Origin of the sequence: Bifidobacterium pluvialisilvae, assembly GCF_019331695.1 — a bacterium.
In the GTDB taxonomy this organism is placed as follows: Bacteria; Actinomycetota; Actinomycetes; order Actinomycetales; family Bifidobacteriaceae; genus Galliscardovia; species Galliscardovia pluvialisilvae.
In genome coordinates, this window is record NZ_JAHBBI010000008.1 from 139,496 (window position 1) to 165,211 (window position 25,716).

General features: G+C 64.7%; 17 protein-coding genes and 1 tRNA gene. 9 read left to right on the forward strand and 9 right to left on the reverse strand.

Annotated elements, in window-relative coordinates:
• Window positions 1–155: 155 nt before the first annotated feature.
• Both KIH77_RS07745 and KIH77_RS07750 read left to right on the forward strand, forming a co-directional pair.
• Window positions 156–905, forward strand: a complete 750-nt coding sequence (locus tag KIH77_RS07745) for a hypothetical protein (RefSeq protein WP_219100668.1) — start codon at window positions 156–158, stop codon at window positions 903–905.
• A gap of 400 nt (window positions 906–1,305) precedes the next feature.
• Complete coding sequence (locus tag KIH77_RS07750) at window positions 1,306–1,674, forward strand: endonuclease domain-containing protein (RefSeq protein WP_219100669.1); 369 nt, start codon at window positions 1,306–1,308, stop codon at window positions 1,672–1,674.
• Window positions 1,675–1,886: 212 nt separating this feature from the next.
• Here KIH77_RS07750 and KIH77_RS07755 read toward each other — a convergent pair whose 3' ends face one another.
• The 3 genes from KIH77_RS07755 to KIH77_RS07765 form a co-directional block, all read right to left on the reverse strand.
• Window positions 1,887–2,549 (reverse strand): hypothetical protein, encoded by a 663-nt coding sequence (locus tag KIH77_RS07755; protein ID WP_219100670.1) that lies wholly within the window; start codon window positions 2,547–2,549, stop codon window positions 1,887–1,889.
• Between the two features lie 753 nt (window positions 2,550–3,302).
• Window positions 3,303–4,496 (reverse strand): pyridoxal phosphate-dependent aminotransferase, encoded by a 1,194-nt coding sequence (locus tag KIH77_RS07760; protein WP_219100672.1) that lies wholly within the window; start codon window positions 4,494–4,496, stop codon window positions 3,303–3,305.
• A gap of 123 nt (window positions 4,497–4,619) precedes the next feature.
• The gene (locus tag KIH77_RS07765; RefSeq protein ID WP_219100674.1) at window positions 4,620–6,032 is read right to left on the reverse strand and encodes a THUMP-like domain-containing protein; all 1,413 of its coding nucleotides are present in this window, start codon (window positions 6,030–6,032) and stop codon (window positions 4,620–4,622) included.
• Between the two features lie 617 nt (window positions 6,033–6,649).
• On the opposite strand from KIH77_RS07765, the gene kdpA reads away from it, so the two are divergent.
• The 5 genes from kdpA to KIH77_RS07790 all read left to right on the forward strand — a co-directional run bounded on the left by kdpA (window position 6,650) and on the right by KIH77_RS07790 (window position 15,007).
• Window positions 6,650–8,326: a potassium-transporting ATPase subunit KdpA gene (gene kdpA, locus KIH77_RS07770; protein WP_219100676.1), complete on the forward strand. Its 1,677-nt coding sequence runs from the start codon at window positions 6,650–6,652 to the stop codon at window positions 8,324–8,326.
• Window position 8,327: 1 nt separating this feature from the next.
• A complete protein-coding gene (gene kdpB, locus KIH77_RS07775; protein WP_219100678.1) occupies window positions 8,328–10,502 on the forward strand; it encodes a potassium-transporting ATPase subunit KdpB in 2,175 nt (724 codons plus the stop codon).
• Between the two features lie 42 nt (window positions 10,503–10,544).
• The gene (kdpC, locus tag KIH77_RS07780) at window positions 10,545–11,174 is read left to right on the forward strand and encodes a K(+)-transporting ATPase subunit C (protein WP_236024559.1); all 630 of its coding nucleotides are present in this window, start codon (window positions 10,545–10,547) and stop codon (window positions 11,172–11,174) included.
• 192 nt (window positions 11,175–11,366) lie between these two features.
• Window positions 11,367–14,318: a sensor histidine kinase gene (locus KIH77_RS07785; protein WP_219100682.1), complete on the forward strand. Its 2,952-nt coding sequence runs from the start codon at window positions 11,367–11,369 to the stop codon at window positions 14,316–14,318.
• Entirely contained in the window at window positions 14,315–15,007 is a 693-nt protein-coding gene (locus KIH77_RS07790; RefSeq protein WP_219100684.1) for a response regulator, read from the forward strand. The genes KIH77_RS07785 and KIH77_RS07790 overlap by 4 nt, the downstream gene beginning before the upstream one ends.
• A 335-nt stretch (window positions 15,008–15,342) precedes the next feature.
• Here the strand turns inward: KIH77_RS07790 and KIH77_RS07795 are convergent.
• The 4 genes from KIH77_RS07795 to KIH77_RS07810 all read right to left on the reverse strand — a co-directional run bounded on the left by KIH77_RS07795 (window position 15,343) and on the right by KIH77_RS07810 (window position 20,255).
• Window positions 15,343–15,416: transfer RNA gene (locus KIH77_RS07795), tRNA-Lys, on the reverse strand.
• A gap of 505 nt (window positions 15,417–15,921) precedes the next feature.
• A complete protein-coding gene (locus KIH77_RS07800; RefSeq protein ID WP_219100686.1) occupies window positions 15,922–16,635 on the reverse strand; it encodes a thymidine phosphorylase in 714 nt (237 codons plus the stop codon).
• Complete coding sequence (locus KIH77_RS07805) at window positions 16,625–17,686, reverse strand: NUDIX hydrolase (RefSeq protein ID WP_219100688.1); 1,062 nt, start codon at window positions 17,684–17,686, stop codon at window positions 16,625–16,627. The genes KIH77_RS07800 and KIH77_RS07805 overlap by 11 nt, the downstream gene beginning before the upstream one ends.
• Window positions 17,687–18,017: 331 nt before the next feature.
• A complete protein-coding gene (locus KIH77_RS07810; RefSeq protein WP_219100690.1) occupies window positions 18,018–20,255 on the reverse strand; it encodes an RNA degradosome polyphosphate kinase in 2,238 nt (745 codons plus the stop codon).
• A 183-nt stretch (window positions 20,256–20,438) separates the two neighbouring features.
• Between KIH77_RS07810 and rsmI the strand changes: the two genes are divergently transcribed.
• Window positions 20,439–21,449, forward strand: a complete 1,011-nt coding sequence (gene rsmI, locus KIH77_RS07815) for a 16S rRNA (cytidine(1402)-2'-O)-methyltransferase (RefSeq protein WP_372445379.1) — start codon at window positions 20,439–20,441, stop codon at window positions 21,447–21,449.
• A 32-nt stretch (window positions 21,450–21,481) separates the two neighbouring features.
• Here the strand turns inward: rsmI and KIH77_RS10480 are convergent, their stop codons facing one another.
• Together KIH77_RS10480 and KIH77_RS07825 are read right to left on the reverse strand one after the other, a co-directional pair.
• Entirely contained in the window at window positions 21,482–21,940 is a 459-nt protein-coding gene (locus KIH77_RS10480) for a variant leucine-rich repeat-containing protein (protein WP_236024560.1), read from the reverse strand.
• 140 nt (window positions 21,941–22,080) lie between these two features.
• Complete coding sequence (locus KIH77_RS07825; RefSeq protein ID WP_219100694.1) at window positions 22,081–22,932, reverse strand: hypothetical protein; 852 nt, start codon at window positions 22,930–22,932, stop codon at window positions 22,081–22,083.
• Window positions 22,933–23,203: 271 nt separating this feature from the next.
• Between KIH77_RS07825 and metG the strand changes: the two genes are divergently transcribed.
• Entirely contained in the window at window positions 23,204–25,075 is a 1,872-nt protein-coding gene (gene metG / locus KIH77_RS07830; RefSeq protein WP_219100696.1) for a methionine--tRNA ligase, read from the forward strand.
• The last annotated feature ends 641 nt before the right edge of the window (window positions 25,076–25,716 follow it).

Sequence of the window (25,716 nt, forward strand, 5' to 3'; positions counted from 1 at the left end):
CCGTAGCCATACATGTCGAATCATCACAAGGAGAACCATCGAACGGTCGCAAGATGACGGGACCGTGAGAATATTCGTCCGCGGCTCACATCCTCGCGCCCGCGGACGATAGACTGAACGCAGTCATGGGGATGCTGCAACGTAAGGAGGACGACATGCCTTCACATCGCGCCGGAGATCATATCGACGACTCATACCGTGGCGGCCGCGCATCAGGGGCGAACATGCTCTGCAAGACGTTCTGCGTCATCGCCGGCGTACTCGCCGTACTTGCCGGAGCCGCCGCGGCGGTCCGGGCCATCGCGCCCGCCGCACTGCCCATCGTCGGTGGTCAATCGACCTCCACATGGCTCACCTTGGCCGTCATCGCCGCGGTCGCCACTCTCATCTTCGTCATCATCGCACGCGTCACCGCGCCCATCGACCGCAAACGCGGCGCCGCCACCACATGGGGTGTCATCGCCATCGTACTGTCGCTGCTGCTGTCCTGCCTCGGCTTCCTCGTCGGCAACATGTTCAACGACGGCATCGTCAAACCCGCCGTCCGCGACGAAGCCCCCATCAGCGACACCACCGCCATGCAAACCGGCATGGAAGGCGTCTTCGGCGCCTGCACCAGCGACTGGCAGAGCATCAACGCCAGCCAATACCCCGGCGTCAAATCCATCGCCATCTGCAAGCAGACACGCGTCGCCTACGCCGTCTTCGACAACGACAGCGCCATCAACCTCTACAAGACCCCGCTCGCCACCCAGGCCTCCAAACTCCTCGACCAATACTCCGGCGAAGTCGGCGACACCAAATACGCCATGCTCATCGGCAAACGCTGGGTCATCGTCGGCGAACAAACCAAGATAGAGAAGCTGCAGCGTTCATGGGGCGGCACCATCAACACCATCGAATAAACAGCGCGATGGGCATCCTCCCGCGCGGCTGAGCCCTCGATGCCTGTGACCGTTTGCGCTGCGCGTCAGCGGCTCCCTCTGACGAGGGAGCTGTCACGCCTACGGCGTGACTGAGGGAGAGATGACTGCATAATGGGTCGCGTTATCCGTATGGCTGGGGATTCGATGTCTGTGGCCGGTCTGCGCAACGCGTCAGCGGCTCCCTCTGACGAGGGAGCTGTCACGCCTACGGCGTGACTGAGGGAGAGATGACTGCAAATGGGTCGTTATCCGTATGGCTGGGGATTCGATGTCTGTGGCCGGTCTGCGCAACGCGTCAGCGGCTCCCTCTGACGAGGGAGCTGTCACGCCTACGGCGTGACTGAGGGAGAGACCACCGTGTCTCAGCTAAACTCATCCCATGAAGGACTACAACAAGGGCAGCGTCGCCCGCGCACGAAAACTGCGCCGAGAAATGACCCCATGGGAACGCAAACTATGGTACGGGTTCCTCCGCAAGCATCCGATCCGTTGGCAACGACAAAAGCCATTGGGAAACCGCATCGCGGACTTCTATTGCGCGAAAGCCCGGCTGGTGGTGGAGCTCGACGGCGGCGGACACTACACGGCCGAGCAGATGGAAGCCGACCGGCTCCGAACGATTGAGCTCAACGAGATGTCGCTGCACGTTCTGCGCTATACCAACCGCGAAATCGATACGCGGTTCGCCGAAGTCTGCGACGTCATCGACCGGGTTGCGCGTGAGAGGTTGGCGGTGCTTGGGCGGTAGCAGCTGCGGACGTTGTCCATCTCTCCCTCAGTCCGCCTACGGCGGACAGCTCCCTCGTCAGAGGGAGCCGCTGGCGCGTTGCTGAGAGTCGGATTGCCTGCGTCGCGGTCCATCTCCTGTCATCCTGAGCGAGCGCAGCGAGTCGAAGGATCTTCCGTCCCTCCGATCACAACACTGCTCCCTTGTCAGGGGGCTGGCGCGTTGCCGAGAGCTTACATTGCGCCGGAATCGCTGCTGGAACCGGAGCCGCTATCGCTGTTGCCGGAGCTGGAGCCAGGCAGTGAGCCGGAACCATTGCCGCTGTTGCCGCTGTTACCGTTGCCGCTATTGCCGTAACCGTATCCGTTGCCGCGATAAGGCATCTGCATGTACTGGCCGTACTGCTGGCCGTCATCGGACTCATGAATTGCCGAGAAGATGGCCGCGCCTCCCAGACCACCCAGCAATCCGCACACCAGAGCCACCACGGCCACCGAAGCCAGGCTCCGGCCCTTCAGCCCCGTCATCGTCGCAAGACGCTGGCCCTTGGGCTTGGCGGGCTTAGGTACTTGGGTGTTCGTGCCGGCGTTCACATACCCCTGCTGCGGGTAGGTCTGATACGGCTGCGGCGCCCCCTGTCCCTGTTGTGGCGCGTAGGTCGGCTGTGCGCCCGGAACCGGGCCGTACCCCTGCTGTTGCGCCGCCTGCGCTTGCGGTTGTTGTGCCGGCTGCGCTTGTTGCGGTTGCGGCTGCTGTGCCTGCGTCTGCTGCGCACCGGCCCCGGAATTGACGTTCGTATTGGTCGTATTGACGGCGTTGCCGTTGTTGTTGCTGTCGCCGTTGTTGATGTTATTGCTGACGTTATCGGTCATGATGCGGTCCTTAGGGGAGAACATTCGTTGTACTGCTGATTCTCAGTAAACGATGCCCGTCACAAGACCGACTGAATCGTCGCGCAACGTCCTCTGCGACTTTTGCCGATGTATCGTCAAAGTTTCCTGAACATCACCTGAACTCGACTCGTGACGGAGTGTCATCGTCCGGCTGGAGAATTCGACGTACCGTTGTACGCCTTCATTCTCCGGCCGGCCGATGCCACACGCGTCACGAGCGGGTCGTACCGTCACGAGCCGATTTGGTGTGTCGCACTGTCTGAGTGGCGCGTCAGCGGCTCCCTCTGACGAGGGAAGGAAGTGGCGTCGGGTTGGAGGGGTGAGATCCTTCGACTCGCTTCGCTCGCTCAGGATGACAGAAGGTGGGGCGTGATGCCGCACGCGTCACGAGCCGATTTGGTGTGCTGCGCTGTCTGAGTGGCGCGTCAGCGGCTCCCTCTGACGAGGGAAGGAAGTGGCGTCGGGTTGGAGGGGTGAGATCCTTCGACTCGCTTCGCTCGCTCAGGATGACAGAAGGTGGGGCGTGATGCCACACGCGTCACGAGCCGATTTGGTGTGTCGCACTGTCTGAGCGGCGCGTCAGCGGCTCCCTCTGACGAGGGAGCTGGCCGCCGAAGGCGGACTGAGGGAGAGACCCCGTCGCAACCCTTCATAGGTGAATTGGTGCGTGATGTGTGTGGCGTCGGTCGGATGGAAGGCGAAGGCGTATATCAATACGTCGAGTCTTCCCATCGACCGACGCCACTCCATTACGTATCAATTCACGCCGTATTCCTCTTTGGCGAACTTCTCCAGCGCCGGGATCGAACGCTTCACCTTTTCGGTGTCGATGCAGTAGGCCATGCGGAAGTAGCCGGGCACACCGAAGCTGTCGGACGGCACGAGGATGAGGTCGTGCTCCTTGGCCTTGAGGCAGAACGCGGTCGCATCGTCCTCCAGCGCCTTGGGGAAGATGTAGAACGTGCCGCCGGGGCGCACCACGTCGAAGCCGATGCCGGTCAGGGCGTCGTACAGCAGGTTCATGTTCGTCTCGTACACGGAAAGGTCGGCGGTCTTGTCCAGCACCTTGGAGACGCCCAGCTGGATGGAGCTCGGCGGGCAGTTGTGTCCGGTGCCGCGCGAGATCTGGCCCATCATCGGCACCAGCAGCTCGGCGTCGGTGGCCTTGGGGTTCACCGCCACATAGCCGATGCGCTCGCCGGGCAGCGACAGCGACTTCGACCACGAGTAGCAGGTGAGCGTGTTGTCGTAGTATTTCGCCGGATACGCCTGCGTGCCGCCGTCGAACACGATTTCGCGGTACGGTTCGTCGCTGACGAGGAAGATGTCGTGGCCGTATTCCGTCTGCTTGGCGCGCAGGACGCCGGCGAGCCTTTCCAGCGTTTCGGCCGAGTACACGGCGCCCGACGGGTTGTTCGGCGTGTTGATGAGCACGGCCATGACGCCCGGGTTCAATGCCTTCTCGAACGCCTCGAAGTTGATTTGGAAGTTCTCCGTGTCTGCCGGGACGATGGTCAGCTTCGCGCCGGTGCCCTTGACGTACGGCTGGTATTCGGGGAAGTACGGCGCGAACGTGATGATCTCGTCACCCGGCTTCGTCACCGCGCGCATGGCGTGCGCGAGCGCGCCGGCCGCGCCGGTGGTGGGGAAGATGTGGTTGCCGGTGTAGTCCATGCCGAAGCGTTCGTTGAGGTTCGCGGCGATGGCGTCCTTCACTTCGGGGATGCCGAGCGAGGGGGAGTAGCCGTGGATGGCCACCGGGTCGCCGTGCTCGTACAGGTCGACCATCGCGTCGGTGAACGCCGCGGGCGCCGGCACCGAGGGGTTGCCGAGACTGTAGTCGAACACGTTCTCGTAGCCGATCTCCTTGCCGCGCGCGGTCGCGTATTCGCTGAGTTCGCGAATGACGGACTTGCCGCCGAGCATCGCCTTGTAATCCTCGTTGATCATGCCGTGACTCCTGTTCTGTTGTACATATATTCGCGTGTCTCCCGCGCGTATGCGTTATGCACGTCCCGATGCTTGCCGTTTTACCATGACGCGGCGAAGTGACGCGGACGCCATTCCACACCGCTATGCCATGTCTCGTTCGGGTTCCCGGTTTCCCGGCTCGCCGGTCGTCTTCCTCGTGATGAGCAGCATGTGCCGTCCCGTGGCGTCGGTCGTGGCGAAGATATATGTGTCGCCGCCGTCCTTGAGCTTGAGTTTCCGGCGCAATGCGGCCACGTTCATCGGGAAGTTCCGTGTGCCGATGTTCGCGTGGGTGATGCCGCCCAACGCGCCTTTGAGTTCGCGCTTGCCCATGCCGGTCACGGCGTCGACGACGAATCCGCGACCGGGGAAGTCCTGCGCCGGACGGTCCGCAACGAACAGATGACTGTTCGGACCGATCTGCCGTACGCCGTACCGTCGTTCCAGCAGCGCGAAGCAGCCCGCCTTCATGACGGACGCGTTCGGCTCGTACACGTATCGATTGCCGCGTTCCGTATCGTCGGACGTATCGACGTCATCGTTGGGTGCGTCGACGTCGCCAACGGCATTCCTGCTATCGACGACGGTGTTCCCGCCGTCGTCAGCATTATCGTCATCGGCCAATATCTCCAACGATTCATCAATATGATATTGAACCACTTGTGAATCATTGACGCAGGTCATGAGCAGATAACGACCGGTGGCGTCGTCGGTCGCGTTCGCCGCACGCCGGCGTAGTACGACGAGCAGCTCCTTGCATTCGTTGCCGGTCGAGACGATATGCACCTCGCGCACGGTCGCCGGGCCGCCGAGGTCGCGCACGGTCTTGCGCCAGTCGAGCATGGGGGAGAGCTTGACCATCACGGTCGTCGCGCGTTCCAGCAGTTCGTCCTCCAATGCGAGCACGTCGGGCGTGCAGTCGGCGATGGCATACGTGCGCGCGCCATGCGCGTCGCGTCGGGCCGGGTCGATGACGATCATCGTGGACGACGGATTGGTCGTGGCCATGCCGTCCGTCGTGTCGTCCGGCCGTCGCAGGAAGTCCTCCGCGTCCGCGTTGACAATCGTGACGTTATCGAGCCCCAGTATGGCCATGTTGTGCTCGGCGACCTCGCACAGGCGCGCCTGCCGCTCCACATATATGCCGCGTGTGAACGCCCGCGCCATATAGGAGAAGTCGACGCCGAACCCGCCGGTCAGGTCGATGAGCGTCGTATCGCTATGCCCGGCCATTGACTCGCCGTGCCCGGCCATCAACCGTTGCGCCACGGCGGTCTTGTACAGTGCCGTCGTCTGCGACGAGCACTGTTCCATCGAGATGTGCGGCGGGTAGACGATGCCGTCGTGCGCGGCCCATTCGGGGAGTTTCGTCGTCGCCCGCTGCCATCCGTCGATCTGTTCGAGCGCCGTCGTCATGTCGACGTCGTCGCCGGCCTTGGCATGCAACGCCAGGTCGCGGACGTCGTCGTCGCGGTGCGTACGGATGAATTCGCGGGTTCCGGGGCTGATTTCCACGTCAGTATTGTATCGGCGGGCATGGGCACGTGACCGGGCGCATCAACGTGACCGGGCACACCCGCACCCAGTCACGCACCGTGATAATCGTTGCAATTGCAGCGTTTCTATTATCGCGTTACATGGCAGACCCGCACCTGGTCACAAGCCTGGCCCCACGTACTCGCACCAGGTCACAAAAAACCCGACCCAAGCCACCCGTTAGCGAACCGTTAGTGACTCGCCGCCATCGCCGTCACACCCCGTATGGAACCCGTAAAAACCGGCTGCACGCCATTCGTCCGCCCATAGCATGGGAGACGCAATGAGGCCCGGAAGGTTCCGGTACGTCCACGCGGCGAAGTCCGCGGGACGACGGAACCGCTCCGGGCTTGTTCGATTGAAGGAGAGAACATGCCCTGGTGGGTTGATGTCGCCTATGTGATCGGGACGATAGCGGTATTCGTCGTCTTCGATCTGTTCGGAAAGTGGGCGGACAAGCTATGATGGCAGCTTTCAACATTCTTGGCGTGGTCCTGGGGGTCGTGGGCATCGCATACATGATCTACTCCCTGTGCCGTCCCGAGAAATTCTAGAAGACTTTTTCACATACTAAGGTTCAGACAAGGTTCATCATCATGGTGTACTTCTACGCAATCATGGCATTCGGTCTGATTGCCATAATCCTGGCGGCGATATACAAACCGCTGGGCGATTACATGTACCGTGTGTTCACGTCGGACAAGGATCTGTTCTTCGAGAAATGGATCTACCGGATCATCGGCGTGGACTCGAGGAAGGGCCAGACCTGGAAGGCGTACCTTCGCGGCGTCCTCGGCTTCTCCCTGCTCAGCGTGCTGGTGCTGTACCTGCTCCAGCGCGTCCAGCACTGGCTGCCGTTCAACATGGGCTTCGACAACGTGCCCGGACCGCTGGCGTTCAACACGGCCGCCTCGTTCGTGACGAACACGAACTGGCAGTCGTATTCGCCTGACGTGACGCTCGGCTACACCGTGCAGTTCGCCGGCCTCGCCGTGCAGAACTTCGTGTCGGCTGCCGTCGGCATCGCCGTGGCCGTCGCGCTCGTGCGCGGCTTCGCGCTGCGCAAGTCCGAGACCATCGGCAACTTCTGGGTCGACCTGACCCGTTGCACGATGCGCATCCTCATGCCGATCTCCATCGTCATGGGCATCATCCTCATCGGCCTCGGCGTCACGCAGAACTTCGCCGACTGGATCCACGTGACCACCATCGCCGGCAACCAGCAGACCATCATGCAGGGCCCGGTCGCCTCGCAGGAGGTCATCAAGGAGCTCGGCACCAACGGCGGCGGTTTCTTCAACGCCAACTCGTCGCATCCGTACGAGAATCCGAACATGTGGACGAACCTCATCGAGATCATCCTCATGCTCGCCATCCCGGTGGCGCTCACGCGCACCTTCGGCCGCATGGTCGGCCAGGTGAAGCAGGGCTATGCGCTGCTCGGCGCCATGGTCATCCTCTTCGGCGTCAGCTTCCTCTGCCTCGTGACCGCGGAATCCTTCTCCAACGACCCGATCACCAGCCTGACCGGCGGCTCGATGGAAGGCAAGGAGGACCGGTTCGGCATCGTCTGGTCGAGCCTGTTCGGCACCACGTCCACATCCACGTCCACGGGCGCCGTCGACTCCATGCACGACTCGTACACCGCGCTCGGCGGCATGATGTACATGCTCAACATGATGCTCGGCGAGGTCTCGCCGGGTGGCGTGGGCGCCGGCCTGTACGGCATCCTCGTGATGGCCGTCGTGGCCGTGTTCATCGCCGGCCTGATGGTCGGCCGCACGCCGGAATACCTCGGCAAGAAGATTGGCCCGCGCGAGATGAAGATGGCGTCGCTGTACTTCCTCGTCATGCCGATCACGGTCGTGGTGGGCGTCTCGCTGAGCTTCGCCCTGCCGTTCGCAAGGCAGTCCATCTTCGACGTTTCGCTGAACAACACCGGCAATCACGGCTTCTCCGAGGTCGTGTACGCGTTCACCTCCGCCGCGAACAACAACGGCTCCGCCTTCGCCGGCATCACCGCCGACACCCCGTGGCTCGACACCGCGCTGGGACTCGCCGTGCTGATCGGCCGCTTCCTGCCGATCGCGTTGGTGATCGCCCTGGCCGGCTCGCTGGCCCGGCAGGACGCCGTCCCGGTGACCGCCGGCACCATGCGGACCGACACCAGGCTGTTCACCGGTCTGCTCGTATTCGTTATCGTCCTTATTTCCGCGCTGACGTTCTTCCCGACGCTTGCCCTGGGACCGTTGGCAGAAGGTCTGGTGGCCTGATATGTCTACCGCAACTGTGAATGGCGTCGCCGATAACGCGAACGATATCGCGGCCGACGTCAAGAAATCCAACAACAAGTCGCTTGGCGAGATGCTCGTCAAGAGCCTGCCGGACGCGCTGAAGAAGTTCGATCCGCGCAACATGTGGCACAACCCCGTCATGTTCATCGTATGGGTGGGCGCCGCGTTCCTTACGCTGCTCGGCATCTTCCAGATCGCCGACGGCTCCCTGGCGAACGGCGAGCCCGTCTACTTCACGTGGATCGTGGCCGTCGTGCTGTGGTTCACCGTGCTGTTCGCCAACCTCGCCGAGGCCGTGGCCGAGGGCCGCGGCAAGGCGCAGGCCGACGCGTTACGCAAGACCCGCACCACCACGCCGGCGCAGCTCGTCGTCGGCTACGACGAGAAGAACGACCCCGACGTGCGCGGCCCCGAGACGGGCCACGGCCCCACCTCCGTCATGGAGGTCCCGAGCTCCGACCTGAAGCTCGGCGACGTGGTCGTCGTCTCCGAAGGCGAACTGATCCCCGGCGACGGCGACATCATCTCCGGCATCGCATCCGTGGACGAGTCCGCCATCACCGGCGAATCCGCCCCCGTGATTCGCGAGTCCGGCGGCGACCGCTCCGCCGTCACCGGCGGCACGCGCGTGCTGTCCGACCGCATCGTCGTGCGCATCACGCAGAAGCCGGGCGAAAGCTTCGTCGATAAGATGATCGCCCTGGTCGAAGGCGCGAACCGCCAGAAGACCCCGAACGAAATCGCCCTCGACGTGCTGCTCAGCTCGCTGACCATCATCTTCCTGGTGGTCGTGCTGTGCATCAACCCGCAGGCGTCCGCCGTCGGCGCGAACGTGAGCCTCACCGTGCTCGTCGCCCTGCTGGTCTGCCTCATCCCGACCACCATCGGCGCCCTGCTGAGCGCCATCGGCATCGCCGGCATGGACCGTCTGGTCCAGCGCAACGTGCTCGCCACCTCCGGACGCGCCATCGAGGCCGCCGGCGACGTGACGACGCTGCTGCTCGACAAGACCGGCACCATCACGTACGGCAACCGCCAGGCGTCCAACTTCCACGCCCTGCCCGGCGTCGACCACGACGAGATCGTCGAGGCCGCCGCGCTGAGCTCGCTGGCCGACTCCACCCCGGAGGGCCAGTCCATCGTGGAGCTCGCCCGCAAGGAGGGCAGGGAGTTCGACGAGGTCGACGGCGCCGTGGCTGTGCCGTTCACCGCCGAGACCCGCATGTCCGGACTCGACCTGCCGAACGGCGAGCGCATCCGTAAGGGCGCCACCTCGGCCGTCGAGCATTGGATCCATGAGGAGGGCGCAAACGTCGGCCAGGAGGTCATCGACGCCATGCACGACCGTGTCAAGGCCGTGTCGAACGCCGGCGGCACGCCGCTGGTCGTCGTCAAGCAGTCCGCCGACCGGTCGATCCGCATCCTCGGCGTCGTCCAGCTCAAGGACGTCGTCAAGAAGGGTCTGCGCGAACGCTTCGAGGACATGCGCAAGATGGGCATCCGCACGGTCATGGTCACGGGCGACAACCCGCTGACCGCGGCCGCGATCGCCAAGGAGGCCGGCGTCGACGACTTCATCGCCGAGGCCAAGCCCGAGGACAAGCTCGCCTACATCAAGAAGGAGCAGGCCAAGGGCCAGCTCGTCGCGATGACCGGCGACGGTACGAACGACGCCCCGGCGCTGGCGCAGTCCGACGTCGGCGTGGCGATGAACTCCGGCACCTCCGCCGCGAAGGAGGCCGGCAACATGGTCGACCTCGACTCCGACCCGACCAAGCTCATCGACATCGTGCAGATCGGCAAGCAGCTGCTCATCACGCGCGGCGCGCTGACCACCTTCTCCATCGCCAACGACGTGGCGAAGTACTTCGCCATCATCCCGGCCATGTTCATGGAGAAGTTCCCCGGCCTCGGCGTGCTCAACATCATGGGCCTGCATTCGTCGCTGTCGGCCGTGTTGTCCGCCATCATCTTCAACGCGATCATCATCGTGCTGCTGATTCCGCTGGCGCTCAAGGGCGTCAAGTACCGTGCGGAGGCGTCCGAGAAGATCCTCGGAAGGAACCTTTCGGTCTACGGCCTCGGCGGTATCGTCGCGCCGTTCGTCGGCATCTGGATCATCGACCTGTTCGTCAGGCTGATCCCCGGCTTCTGACCGAAGCCGTCGAGAGAAAGTGTGCCAATCATGAAAAACGCCATGGCATTGAACATGCGCAGCTACTGGGCCGGCCTCAAGGCCGTGCTGGTCTTCACCGTCATCGTCATCGTCTACACGTTCGTGATGACCGGCATCGGCCAGCTCGGCATGCCCGACAAGGCCAACGGCTCCATGGTCACGAACGCGTCCGGCGAGGTCGTCGGCTCGTCGCTCATCGGCCAGTCGTTCACCGACAAGGACGGCAAGGCGCTGCCGCAGTACTTCCAGTCCCGTCCGTCCGCCGCGTCCGACCCGAACCTTCCGGAGGACCAGACCGACAACGTGAACTATGCGGCGAACGCCTCCTCCGGCACGAACAAGGGCCATCAGGACGCCGACCTCATCGCGAGCGTCGCCGAACGGCGCGCCGCGATCGCCAAACGCGAGGGCGTGGACGTCAAGCAGGTGCCGGCGGACGCGACCACGTCGTCGTCCTCCGGCCTCGATCCGAACATCAGCCCCGACTACGCGGCCATTCAGGTGCGTCGCGTCGCCAAGGCCAGGGGGCTGAGCGAGGATCAGGTGGAGCAGCAGGTGAAGAAGTACACCACCGGCCGCGGACTCGGCTTCATCGGCGAGCCCGTCGTCAACGTGGTGCAGCTCAATCTCGCCCTCGACGGGCTCCGGTAGCCCGCGGGCAGTGAACCACGACCGAGTCGAAGGACCCGTTCCCGACGGGACGGGCCTTCGACTCGACGTGTTTCCCGATTATTCTTGAAAACGGCTGTTGAAGACGGCCATTGAAAACGTCGTCGTCACGATACGACGACGGATGCCGACGGATGTCGTCAACGACGTATCGCAACGAACGAGGGGGAATCCATGGCCAAGGCGCGAGGATCGTTCCGTGTGCTGCTCGGCGCCGCGCCCGGCGTCGGCAAGACCTGTGCCATGCTCAAGGAGGGGCATCGTCTCAAGGCGTCCGGCAAGGACGTCGTCATCGCGCTCATCGAATCGCATGGCCGCAAGGCCACCGAGACCGCCGCGCGCGGATTGGAGATCGTGCCGCGCCGGCGCGTGCGCTACCGCGGCATGTGGATGGACGACATGGACCTGTTCAAGGTCATCGAACGCCATCCCGACGTCGCCCTCGTCGACGAGCTGGCGCACACCAACATCCCCGGATCCGTGCACGAGAAACGCTGGCAGGACGTGGAGGACCTGCTCGCCGCCGGCATCGACGTCATCACCACCATCAACGTGCAGCACATCGAATCGCTCAACGACGTGGTGCGCGAGATCACCGGCAGCACGCAGAAGGAGACCGTGCCCGACAAGGTGCTGCGCTCGGCCACGCAGGTCGAGCTCGTCGACCTGCCGCCGGCCATGCTGCGCGAACGCCTCTCCGCCGGACTGGTGTACAAGTCCGACCGCGTGGACGCGGCGCTGAGCAACTACTTCCGCGTCGGCAACCTCACCGCGTTGCGCGAACTCGCCCTGCTGTGGCTTGCAGGCCGCGTCGACGAGGCGCTCAAGGAATACCGCGACGAGCACAACATCCGCGCCAAATGGGAGACGCGCGAACGCGTGGTCGTGGCGTTGTCGGGCGGTCCCGAGGGCGACCAGCTGCTCAGGCGCGGCGCCCGCGTGGCCAGGGCGTCGGGCGGCGGCGACCTTATCGCCGTGCACGTTACCGCGGAGGACGGCCTCGCCGGGTCGAACCCCACGCTGCTGGCACGCCAGCGCCGGCTCGTCGAACAGCTCGGCGGCACCTACCATCAGATCGTCGGCGAGGACATCCCCGACGCCCTGCTCGACTTCGCGCGCGCCAACAACGCCACGCAGGTCATCGTCGGCGTCTCGCGGCGCGGACTGCTGGCCCGATGGCTGGGACGTCCGTCCGCCACGACCGGCATCGTCGACAAGTCGGGCGACATCGACGTGCACATCGTCACGCATGAGTTCGTGCAGCATGGCTTCCATCTGCCCAAATACCGTGAATCGATGGCGGTGAGCCGCAAGATCGTGGGCGTGCTGTTCTCCCTGGTGGCCGTGCTCACGGTCAGCTGGCTGCTCTTCACGTTCAGCACCCCGCATTCCGGGCAGCGCGACGCATTGATTCTGCAGCTCATCGTGGTGCTCGCGGCCGTCATCGGCGGCGTCATCCCCGCCACCGTGGCCGCCGTGCTCAGCGGCCTCGCCCTCGACTTCCTCTATACGCCGCCCGTCGGCACGTTCCATGTGATTCGGGCGTCCGACGTCGTGACCATCGTGCTGTATGTGATCGTCGGCGTGATCGTCGGCGCCGTGGTGGACCGCGCCGACGCGCGGGCCCGTCAGGCGCAGCGCGCCCGTGCGGAATCGGAGATGCTTGCCAGCGTCGCCGGCTCGGTGCTGCGCAGCAACAACCCGCTGCGCGCCATCGTGCACCGCACCCGTGAGGCGTTCGGATTCGACTGCGTGCGGGTCGTGCAGGACGGCCGCGTGGTCATCTCCGACGCCGACCCGTCGTCATCGGTGAACAGCCTGCCGGTCGGCGCGTCGCCTGCGTCGGCTGGCGATTCCGCCGGCGATGCCGGCGACGCCGACACCGGCGGCAACGGCATCGAGCACGATTCCATATCGCTCAACGACCATGGTCCCTCACTGGAACTGTACGGCCGCGCGATCGAGGCGTCCGACCAGCGCATGCTCATGGCGATCCTCTCGCAGATCCAGACCGTGCTCGAACACAACGACCTCATGCGCAAGGCCAGCGAGGTCGAACCGCTGGCCGCGGCCGAGAAGGTGCGTACGGCGCTGCTCAACGCGGTCAGCCACGACCTGCGCCGGCCGCTCGCCTCCGCCACCACCGCGGTCTCCGGACTGCAGCGCATGGGTTCCGCGGCCAGCGACCGCGACCGTCGCGAGCTCCTGGACGTCGCCGACAACGGGCTGAAACAGCTCACCAAACTCGTCACCGACCTGCTCGACGTCTCGCGCATCCGCGAGGGCGCGCTGCCGCTGGCGCTGGTTGCCACCGACGTGGGCGGGGCCATCGTGCCGCTGTTCGACGAACTCGACATCGGCCCGTGGAAGGTCGACCTCGACATCGCCCCCGGCCTGCCGCTCGTGGTGGCCGACCCGGCGCTGCTGCAGCGCGCGCTCTCGAACGTCGTCGTCAACGCCATGCGCTTCACGCCGGACGACAAGCGCGTGCGCATCGCCGCATCCACGTTCAACGGCATCGTCGAGATCCGCATCGTCGACCAGGGGCCGGGTGTGCCCGACGACCGCAAAAGCGAGATATTCGTGCCGTTCCATCGGCTCGGCGACACCGACAACACGACCGGTCTCGGACTGGGCATGGCGTTGTCGAAGGGCTTCGTCGAATCGATGGGCGGCTCCATCTCCGCAGAGGACACGCCCGGCGGCGGCCTCACCATCGTCATCGCCCTGCGCGTCGCCGATCCGTCGCTCGCGGCTGGGCAGCCGATTCCCAAGGCCGAACGCCCCAACCCGGCCGAGATCCTCGAGCAGGACACGCTGAACGTCTCGGGCGCGGTCTCCGACGTCATCCTGCCGTTGCCCGGTGAAGGCCCGTCCGAGGAGCGCGGCCTCGACCGGTTCATCAACTACACCATCAACCGTGGCGGCAAGGACGATGACGACGACGATGACAACGACGATGACAGTGGTGACGGCGCCGACGATGGCGGCAGTGACGTCGGTGGCGGCGTCGGCCAAGACCACGACGACGATCATCTTGACGTCGGCCATGCCGACGCCGATAGGGTCGACGCACGTTCATCCGATGGGAATACAGTGGAACCAGTGAAAGGGGAGAGCCAATGAAAATACTGATTGCGGACGACGATCCCCAGTTTTTGAAGGCGTTGAAGATCACCCTGCATTCGCAGGGATACGACATCGTGACCGCGAAGGACGGCGTCGAATGCATCACCGTGGCGGTGCGTGAGCATCCCGACCTGTTCATGGTCGACCTCGGCATGCCCCGCATGGACGGCATGGGCGTGATCCAGGGATTGCGCGGATGGACCGATGCGCCGATCCTCGTGGTGTCGGGACGCACCGACGAACGGGAGAAGGTGGCGGTGTTGGACGCCGGCGCCGACGACTACGTGACCAAACCGGTGCCGATCGACGAACTGCTCGCCCGCATCCGTGCGCTGCTGCGCCGCGTGCCGCAGGACAGCGAACCGCCCGTCATGACCATCGGCGACGTGACCGTGGACCTGGCCTCGCATGCCGTGTTCCGCGGCCGCAAGGGACGCCAGGTGCGCGTAAGGCTCACGCCGACCGAATGGAAGCTGTTCGAGGCGCTGGTGCGCAACGCCGGCAAGCTCATGACCCGGCAGGACCTGCTCACCGAGATCTGGGGGCCGCAGCATGTGCGCGACTCCGGATACCTGCGGCTCTACATCTCGCAGCTGCGCAAGAAGATCGAGCCCGACCCCGCGCATCCGCGTTATCTCAAGACCGAACCCGGCATGGGCTACCGTCTCGACCCCAAAGGCGAATGAGCCCCATCTCATAGGCTCCCTGGATTTTGCCGGGGTGAAGAGGATCCTTCGACTTCGGCCCACGGCCTTCGCTCAGGATGACAGAAAAGGATAGTCGGCCTTCGCTCAGGATGACGGCTGAGTAGCGTTGAGGTCCCATGCTCCGGCTCCCTCTGATGAGGGAGCTGTCATGCGAAGCATGACTGAGGGAGAGACCGACACGCTCATGCCGGTATGTCCACCCGGTTGGTTCTCGCCAGACGGGCAATCCCGCTCGTGGTACGAGACGGTACCCATGGCGACAAGGCGGATACGACAAAGACCCTTGGAATCATCCGATTCCAAGGGTCTTACTGTGCCCCCCGTGGGACTCGAACCCACAACCCACGACTTAAAAGGACGCTGCTCTAACCAATTGAGCTAGAGGGGCAACAAAATCTCATGATACATCGTTTCCAATGGATTGTGCAAGTTCCCTACGAGAGTTTTTCACGAAACGTTGTGTCGGAAGGTTCTGTGAAAACGGTCCGTATGGGGAAACGCAGGGGAAACGGGAAAGAAAAGCGCCGAACCGTGAATGCGCCTGTCGGCGCAAGGGCCGCTCGCAGCGGCAAAAAATGGAGCCCGGGGCAATGCACGGCCCGACGCGGCTCCCAGTGTACGGCATTGCGAGGCCATCGCCAAACGGGAGTGTTCGCGCGTGGCTGCATTACCGTCGCGACACAGGTCCGAACACGGACCTACGGCACCCGAAACCCGGTCCGAAACACCCGAACCCCGGATTTTATGGTGTTTTTTGGTCGTTTTTCGTCTGAAAAACGACCAAAAAACACCATAAATCGGCGATGGCGGGGATAAGTGCCCGGTATCGGCCGGAGCGTCTGTGAGTCTGGGCGTGCCTATGTCGGGTACCCGTGCGCTCCCGCTTCGGTCGGCTACTCCAGCCGGCCCTCGCGCCAGAGCGTGGCGCCCTTGCGGAAGTCGGTCGCCGTGCCATGCAATGATTTCGCGGTCTTGACGAAATGACGGCTCGCGCCGGCCACGGTGGGCTCGCCGACCTCGGCGGCCCGTTCCTGACGGCGTCGCGCCTCGGCGAGCAAACCCGCCGAAATCACCGAGCAGAAGGCGCTCGCACGCTCCAGCGCCACGGCGAAGTCGCCGACGAACGCGCCGGAGAGGATGGAGTCCGCGGTGCGGGCGATGTCGTCGGCGGTCGGCGCCTGATCGACGCCGGCTATGGCCGACGACGCCCCGGCCACCGGTTCGCCGACCCGCCACAGGCGCGAGATGGACTCCCGGTTGCGGTGCATCCACGTGCGCAGCATGTACAGCCGCCAGAGCACACCCGGCAGCGACTCCGGATCGGCTTCGCTCCACAGTTCGGCGACCAGGTCCACGCCCTCATGCTCGACCAGGGTGAGCACCCGGTGCACGACCTGCGGGTCCTGCGTGTGGTGCACGCGGTCGAGCAGCGACGCCGCCGTGGCATGGCTGACCTCGCTGAGCTTCTGCGGGTCCGCGCCGCCGGCGATGTGGTCGACGAGTGCCTGGTCGAGCTGCGCCGGACGGGTGAACCGCCCGGATGCGGCGAACCCGGAGCCGGCGGCGCGAACGGATGAGGAGCCGAATGGTGAGGAGCTAGTAGACAATGGGACTTACCTTCTGAATATCGATGATCTGCGGACCTTCGTCCGTATCAATGATATTAAAGACCACCGCATGCCCAGTCGCCATATAGGGAGATTTCGCCGGAAGCCGCTTCGCCAGCGACTTGCGCACGCAGATCTGGCGCAGATGGTCGAACACGCCGCCGATCACGGGCCGATGCATGCATACGGCGGTGGTCTTGCCGGTGCGTAGCGTCAGCTCCATCTCATGGTGGATGCACTCCCATGCGGAGTCGGGGTGGTCGGCGAACGCGTCCTCGGTCAGGTCCTCGGCGAGGTTCACCGGCAGGCCGGTCTGCCAGGCGAACGTCTGTATGGTGCCGATGCAGCGCCGCCACGGCGACGTGACCAGCCGATTGATGCCGAAGCAGGCGATCTCGCGGGTGAGTCCGAACGCCGCCGCCGAACCGAGCGGCGTCAACGGCCGGTCGGCGTCGGTTCCGCCCCAGACCTTGCGGCTTTCCGCCTTGCCGTGGCGGATGAGCAGGAACAGTTTGGAGCGCAGGATGCCTTCGCGCACCTTGCGCACGAATTCGTCGAGGATGCCGCGGTCGAGCGGGTGCGTGAGCTTGTGCCGGGCGTCGGCGGGCGACATCCATTCGATGTTGTCCACCTCGTTCGGGTCGGTGTTGATGGGGCCGAACGCGTAGCGGCGGTTCATCGCCACCTCGGAGTCGATGATCGAGGCGATCCAGTATTGCACGTGCTTGCGTGGCTTCCTGGGGTCGATCCGATGCACCTTCGCCTTGCCCTCGTCCTCGAGCGGGTATTCGATGTCTCCCAGATATGCGCTGATCGCGACGGGCAGACCCGTCTCCTCGCCGATCTCCCGCACCGCCGCATGACGGTGCGACTCGTTGTTCTCAAGCTTGCCCTTCGGCCAGCTCCAATCGTTGTATTTCGGTCGATGCACCACGCAGAGCTCAAGATTCTCCAATGCCAGGTCGGAATAGTCCTGGCCCCCTTCGAGGATCTCGATGCCATCGCGCCAACGGTACACTATGCCGCCGGCTGCCTCGACGACTGTGTTCATGGTCTGTCCTTTTGTCGATTGATAATGCGCGTCCATGCCGTTCATGACTGTCGTCCATGACGATTCGTCGTAAACGGCGCGAAAGCCATTTCCTATCGTAATTGCAAAAAGTTCGGACCGATGTCGATTCCGAGGCTGGGAATTCCGGGGATGTGAGCGGAAACGTTGCGATTCCGGCCGTGGTCGCGGATGAAAAAAGCCGGTATGACGTTGCGTATGCAATGCCATACCGGCGAGTCATCGATGGCGGGACCGACGACGTCCGACCGATGCCAATCAATCAGCCGGACATCGTCGGCCGGGTATCATCATCGGTCGGACGATGCGACGATCAGTTGCCGCGCGGACGACGCGTGTGCTTCTTGATGAGCGCCTCCTGGCTGTCGACCAGCGGCCTGCCTTCGGCGTCACGGGAGTGGCGGATGTAGGTGCCGTCCGGCTGCATGTGCCACGAGCTCGTGGTGTCGGCCATCTGGAAGTCCACGTACTTGATGAGCTCCTCGATCTGCTCCGGCGCGGTGATGCGCACCAGCGCCTCGACTCGACGGTCGAGGTTGCGGTGCATGAGGTCGGCGGAGCCGATCCACACCTCGGGGCCGGACGCCGGGCCTTCGCCGATCTGCGGGCCCGCGGAGTTCGCGAACGCGTAGATGCGGCTGTGCTCGAGGAAGCGTCCGAGGATGGAGTGCACGCGGATGTTCTCGCTCATGCCGGGCACGCCGGGCTTCAGGGCGCAGATGCCGCGTTCGACGATGTCGACCTTCACGCCGGCCTGCGAGGCACGGTAGAGGGCGTCGATGGTCTTCTCGTCGACGATGGAGTTCACCTTGATCTTGATCCAGGCCTCCTTGCCGGCGCGTGCCGCGGCCTCCTCGCGCTGGATGCGCTCGATGAGGCCGGTGCGGATGGTGCGCGGCGCGACAAGCAGACGGTGGAAGCTCGACTTCGGCGCATAACCCGAAAGCTGGTTGAACAGGCGGGTCAGATCCTGGCCGACGACCGGGTCGCAGGTGAGCAGGCCGAGATCGGTGTACAGGCGGGCGGTCTTCGGGTTGTAGTTACCCGTGCCCACATGGCAGTAGCGCTTGAGGCCGTCGGCCTCCTGGCGCACGACGAGGCACAGCTTGCAGTGGGTCTTCAGGCCCACGATGCCGTACACCACGTGCACGCCGGCGCGTTCGAGCTTGCGGGCCCACGCGATGTTGGCGTCCTCGTCGAAGCGGGCCTTGATCTCCACCAGGGCCAGCACCTGCTTGCCGGCGTGCGCGGCATCGATGAGCGCGTCGATGATCGGCGAGTTGGAGCTGGTGCGGTACAGCGTCTGCTTGATGGCCAGCACCTTCGGGTCGGCCGCCGCCTGGGCGAGGAACGCCTGGAACGACGTGGAGAACGAGTCGTAGGGGTGGTGCAGCAGCACGTCGCGCTCGCGGATGGCGGCGAAGATGTCCTGCGCACGGCTCGACTCGACCTCGGCGATCTGGCGGTTGGTCGTCGGAATGAACTTGGGGAACTTCAGGTCGGCGCGGTCGATGGCGCCGAGCTCGAAGAGCACCGTCATGTCGAGCGGGGCCGGCAGACGGTAGACCTCGTCGTCGCTCACGCCGAGCTGGTCGGCGAGCAGATGCGAGAGGAACGGGCTGGTGGCGTCGGAGATCTCCAGACGGATCGGCGGTCCGAAGCGGCGGCGCAGCAGTTCCTTCTCTATGGCGTTGAGCAGGTTCTCGGCATCGTCCTCTTCGACGTCGATGTCCTCGTTACGGGTGACGCGGAAGGAACGCGCCTCCTTGATGATCATGCCCGGGAACAGCGACTCGAGGTGGGCGATGAGCAGATTCTCCATCGTCACGAAGCCGTAGCGGACGTCGTTGCTCTCGTCCTCGGTCAGGTCGTCGACGGCGACGAGACGGGGCAGGTTGTCGGGGATCTTCACACGGGCGAAGTGCGACTTGCCGGAGTTCGGGTTCTCCACGATCACGGCGAGGTTCAGCGAGTTGCCGGAGATGTAGGGGAACGGGTGGGCGGGGTCCACGGCCAGCGGGGTGAGCACGGGGAACACCTGGCGGCGGAAGAACTTGCTCAGGCGCTCCTGCTCGGAGATCGTCAGCTGGCTCCACTTGAGCAGGACGATGTTCTCCTTGGCGAGGTCGGGCAGGATGTGCTCGATGGCGTAGCGCGCGTGCTCGTCCTGCAGGCGGTGGGCCTGCTCGGTGATGGCGCGCAGCTGCTGGCGCGGGCTCAGGCCGCTGGCCGCGGTGACGGCCAGGCCGGTGTCGATGCGGCGCTTCAGGCCGGCGACGCGGACCATGAAGAACTCATCGAGGTTGGAGGCGAAGATCGCCTCGAAGTTCGCACGTTCGAGGACCGGCAGGGATTCATCCTGCGCCAGCTCAAGCACGCGCTTGTTGAATTTCAGCCAGCTGAGCTCGCGATCGAAGAACCGATCGGTCGGCAGCGGCTCGTAGTGGGGAGCGTTCGGGTTGAGACGGCTCTGCTTGGGCGTCTCCGCGATATGCTCCGCGATCTGACTCTTCAGAATCGCCTTTGAGGGTGCATTGAATATTTGGGCCATACCTATCACTTTATTATCCGCTCGCCCGTAAACGGTCAGTAACCCGCCAAAATTCAACGGCAATTCATATTCCCGGTGAATTCTTGGGGTGCGCGGGCGTGCCCGCGGCGTTCCGACGGACGGTCCATGGCGACATTTCCCGCAAATACGACGTCTCGTATGGGCATCGTGGATACTGGAGGTATGCATTCGGCAAAACACGGCGAATCACAGCCGACCCCCACGACCATCGCATCCGACGTCACGGAGGGCGCTTCCGACGCGGGCCCCGCGATCGCGGGGCCCGACCGCGGAACGCTCCTGACGGTGGAGGTCCCGCGCGGCACGGTCGTGCTCGCCGCCACCCCGATCGGCAACACCGGCGACGCGTCGGCGCGGCTGAGGGCCCTGATGGAGCATGCCGACATCGTCGCGGCCGAGGACACGCGCCGGCTCCACGACCTCGCCCGTCGTCTCGACGTCCACGTGAACGGCCGCGTGGTCGCCTTCCACGACCACAACGAGCGAGCGAAGGCCGACGGCCTGCTCGACGAGGTCGAGGCCGGCGCCTGCGTGCTCGTCGTCTCCGACGCCGGCATGCCCACCATCAACGACCCGGGCCTGTCCATCGTCCGCCGCGCCATCGAACGTGGCCTGCCCGTCACCTGCGCGCCCGGCCCGTCCGCCGTGCTCGACGCGCTCGCGCTTTCCGGCCTGCCCACCGACCGGTTCTGCTACGAGGGCTTCCTGCCGCGCAAGCACGCCGAACGCGTGCAGCGTCTGCGTTCGCTGCAGGCCGAGCGACGCACGATCGTGTTCTACGAGACGCCCCACCGCATCGCCGACTCCATGGACGACCTGCTCTCCGCCTTCGGCCCCGACCGGCGGATGGCCCTGGCCCGCGAGCTGACCAAGGACTACGAGGAGATCCGCCGCGGAACCATCGCCGAGATCCTCGACGGCGTGGTCATGGATCCTCCGCGCGGCGAGATCGTGCTGGTCATCGCCGGCGCGTCCGAGGACGAGGCGCGCGAGAACTCGGCTTCCACGCTCAGCGTCGAGGAGCTCGCCGTGCTGTCCATCGACCGGGCGCTCGAGGACGGCCTGCGCATCAAGGACGCTATCGCCGAGGTGATCGAGGAGCATCCGCTGCCCGACGGCTCCCTCGCCAACCGCAAGCAGGTCTACTCCGCGGTGCTGGAGATCAAGCAGTAGCGTCCGGCGCCGCTCCGTCGGCCGCTGTGCCCTCACTCCTCAAGCGATTCGAACAGCACCTCGAATCCACGTGCCACGCCGGGCCCTCCCGCCTGTGCGACATACTCCAGCAGTTCGGCCGACGCGGCCGTGTTCGCAATCAGCCACCGGCGCAGTTCCGGCGCATGCTCGGCGATATGCCACAGCACATCCTCATCGGTGTCCGGGTCGCTGGCCACCTGGGAGGTCAGGAGCAGCGGAGGCTCGGGCGGCTGCAATCCCCGGGCCTTCGGCTGCCCGGCGGCCTTGGCCATGAGACCCCGCATGGTCTTCAGCCGCCTCGGCGCCGGCGCGGACCGCTCCGCCATCCGCGCGCGCTGGCGCCGCCGCACCGTTCGGCCCCATGGCGCCGGAATCCGTGTGACGTCCGCGATGCCGTGGACCTCGGCATCCGCACGGGTGCCGTCCCCGTCCTCGCGGTCGCCCCCGCCCCCGCCTCCGCAACCGTCCATGCCATCGTCGCAGGGCAGGCCGTCGCAAGGCAGGGCGTCGCCCCGCACCACCGTGCCGTGCAGCCGATCGGCCATGGATACGCCGTTCCCGAATGCCCCTGGCGAGCCTGTCCTCCGTCGTGTCCTCTGTACCTCCCTTCTCATGGTCTCCGATGCCTCAGCCGCATCAGCGTGTGGACGCCGCCGCCATGGTTCGGCCAGCGGGGGTTCTCCCACAGCGTCTGCAGGCAGGTCTCCACCTTCACCTCGTACCGTTCCAGCAGCATCGGCAGCAGCGAGTCGGCCCCGGCGAGGATCTTGCCGCCCTCGTCCATGCACGCGATGTCGCATATCGTGCGCAACGGCGAGGTGACCCGCAGCTGTCCCAGCCGCATCACATGGTCGGGCGGCGTCTTGCGGTTGTACACCGTTATCTGCCGTCCATGGGCCAGCGTCCGGTACCGCGAGTTCGAAATCATGTCGAGCCGGTGGGGAAACTCTCCGCCGACCCACACCCACGCCGCCAGCGGTCCGGCGGCGATCGAACCGAACGGCACCATGCGATTGGCGATCGACGCCCTGCCGTACAACGTGTCGGCGTGGTCGTTCATGTACCCGCATTCGTCGTCGAGACCGACCAGCACGTCCTCGTCCAGCAGCCTGGACATGCCGATGCCTCCCGGGACGTCATCGACATTGACCAGCGGGGGATTGGGCGAGGAATCCGACTTCGCGCGGCCATCGGTCCCCATGGCCGCGTACGTAGGCATCTCCTCCGTCGCTTCCATGACGGACCGCTGATCCATGGGGTCCGGCACCGATGCGGACGGCATCGACGCGAACGTCGGCGGGGCGAGCGGCGCCGGTGGAATCGACAACGTCGCAATGGACGACAACGTCGCCGGGTCGAGTCTCGGCCTCCACGTCGTCGGATCCATGAACGTCGGCTGCGGGGTCGTGGGCGGGGCGGCGGCCGTGATGGCCTCCGCCGTTGTGGTGGTCTGCGTATCCATGCCTTGACGGTACCGGAAACATCGTGGTTCCCGCCGGCCGTCCGGAAAAAATGTGGATAAGTGGATAACCACCTCATCCATCGGGGAAAATGTGGATAACCGGCCAACGTTTCCACAGACTCGAAACCGTTCCAAAACCAATCCAAAACCGATTTCCGGCCATTCCGCCGCACAGCCGTCCGCCGTCGCTCCCCGAACCCTCCGGCCTCGTCCGGCCGCCTCGGCGCCCCGCCCCGCACCGTGTCAATGCCGGTACGGATAATCAGGGTTTATGAGTCATATTCTTGTTAACGTTGCTTGGCCGTACGCGAACGGCCCCCGCCACATCGGCCACGTCGCCGGCTTCGGCGTCCCCTCCGACGTCTACGCCCGTTACGAGCGCATGAAGGGCAATGACGTGCTCATGGTCTCCGGCACCGACGAACACGGCACCCCGATCCTGGTCGAGGCCGAAAAGGAAGGCGTCACCGCCCAGGAGCTCGCCAACCGCTACAACCGCGTCATCGCCAAGGACCTGTGCGACCTTGGCCTGAGCTACGACCTGTTCACCCGCACCACCACCGGCAACCACGAGCACGTGGTGCAGGAACTGTTCAAGCAGTGCCTGAAGAACGGCTACATCTACAAGGGCACCCAGCAGGTGGCCATCTCGCCGTCCACCGGCCGCACCCTGCCCGACCGCTACATCGAAGGCGAATGCCCGATCTGCCACACCGAAGGCGCACGCGGCGACCAGTGCGACGCCTGCGGCAACGAGCTCGACCCCATCGACCTCATCAACCCCGTCTCCAAGATCAACGGCGAAACCCCGCGCTTCGAGGAGACCGAACACTACTTCCTCGACCTTCCGGCGCTCGCCGACGCCAACCTCGCATGGCTGAAGACCCGTGAGGGCTGGCGCACCGACGCCATCAAGTTCTCCATCGGCCTGTTCAAGGAGGTCAAGCCGCGCGCCATCACGCGAGACATCGACTGGGGCATCCCCGTGCCGGTGGCCGGCTGGATCGACAACCCGAACAAGAAGCTGTACGTATGGTTCGACGCCGTGATCGGCTACCTGTCGGCATCCATCGAATGGGCCCGCCGCAAGGGCGACCCCGAAGCCTGGCGCGCCTGGTGGAACGACCCGGCCACCCCCGGCTACTACTTCATGGGCAAGGACAACATCACGTTCCACTCCCAGATCTGGCCCTCCGAGATGCTCGCCTACAACGGCCAGGGCTCCAAGGGCGGCGAGACCGGCCCGCTCGGCCCGCTCAACCTGCCCGAGCAGGTCGTCGCCTCCCAGTTCATGACCATGGAGGGCCGCAAGTTCAGCTCCTCCCGCGGCATCGTCATCTACGTGAAGGACATCCTCGCCCGCTACCCCGTTGACGCCGTGCGCTACTACATCTCCGTGGCCGGCCCGGAATCCTCCGACTCCGACTTCACGTGGGCCGAGTTCGTGCGCCACAACAACGAGGAGCTCGCCGCCGCCTGGGGCAACCTCGTCAACCGCGTGGCCAACCTCATCGCCAAGAACTTCGGTTCCATCCCCGCCATCGACGACGCCAAGCTCACCGATCAGGACCGCGCCCTGCTCGACGAGTCCAAGGCCGCGTTCGACACCGTCGGCAACCTCATCGAGAAGCACCACCAGAAGGCCGCCCTGACCGAGGCCATGCGCATCGTCGGCGAGATCAACAAGTACATCTCCGCCATCGAACCGTGGAAGATCAAGGACGACGACGCCCGTCTCGGCACCGTGCTGCACGTGGCCGCGCAGGCCGTCTCCGACGCCAACCACCTGCTCGCCCCGTTCCTGCCCCACTCCGCGCAGAAGGTGTGGGAGGCGCTCGGCGGCAAGGGGACGTTCTCGCCGCTGCCGCACATCGAGGAGGTCGAGGACCTCGACAAGCCCGGCTTCGAGTACCCGATCATCACCGGCGACTACAAGCTCGGCGTGAACGTGCACCCGTGGGCGAGCGAACCCATCGAGGTCGGCGCCGTCGTGCCGAAGCCGAAGCCGATCTTCGCGAAGATCCCGAAGGAGGCCGTGCAGGAGGAGCTCGACCGCTTCCAGGCCGAGCTCGACGCCCGTCGCGCCAAGGAGGCCGAGCGCCTCGCCGCCGCCAAGGCCAAGCTCGCCGCCGAATCCAAATGACCGAACGGAGTCAGGGGCGTCCGGACGTCATCTGAACGCCCGGACCCTTAGCCTGAGCGCTCTGACCCCTGACAAAACACGGGCCGAAATCCCCGTTATCCGCGATTTGCGGTGCCAAATGGTCGTTTTCGCTGTGAATAACGACCGAAAGACACCATGAATCGCCGATTTCGGGGATTTCGGCCCACGTTTTGTACGGCAGGACGGCATGTTCGTAGTCCGATGCTGCGATTCTCAGAAAACTCCAAGGTTTTCGCATCGTTTTGCCAAGGAACGGGTAGTTATATAAGAAATGTCAGCGGACAGCACCGCAGATGAGATTCCCAAGGAATCTGATAACTTAACCCTTCTTCTCTCTTCTCTCTCTAGTAGCCCGGCGGCTTCTCTCCCGCCGGGCTTCTTCTTTTTTCTTTTCCCATCGCCCATCCGCGCTTCGCCTATCCGCGCCATGCAAAGCGCGATGGGGCGGTTGTCGGCATGGACATCGGATTCCCAGAAAACTCCAAGGTTTTCGGGGCTAAGGGTCAAAACGTGGGTCTTATTCGCGCGTGTTGTTGGCGTGTTGGTAGGTTAGTGTGAGCGTCCGGCCCAGCCGGTTCTGATGCCGAACCCGCTTTCGTAGGCGTCGACGCCGGTGGCGG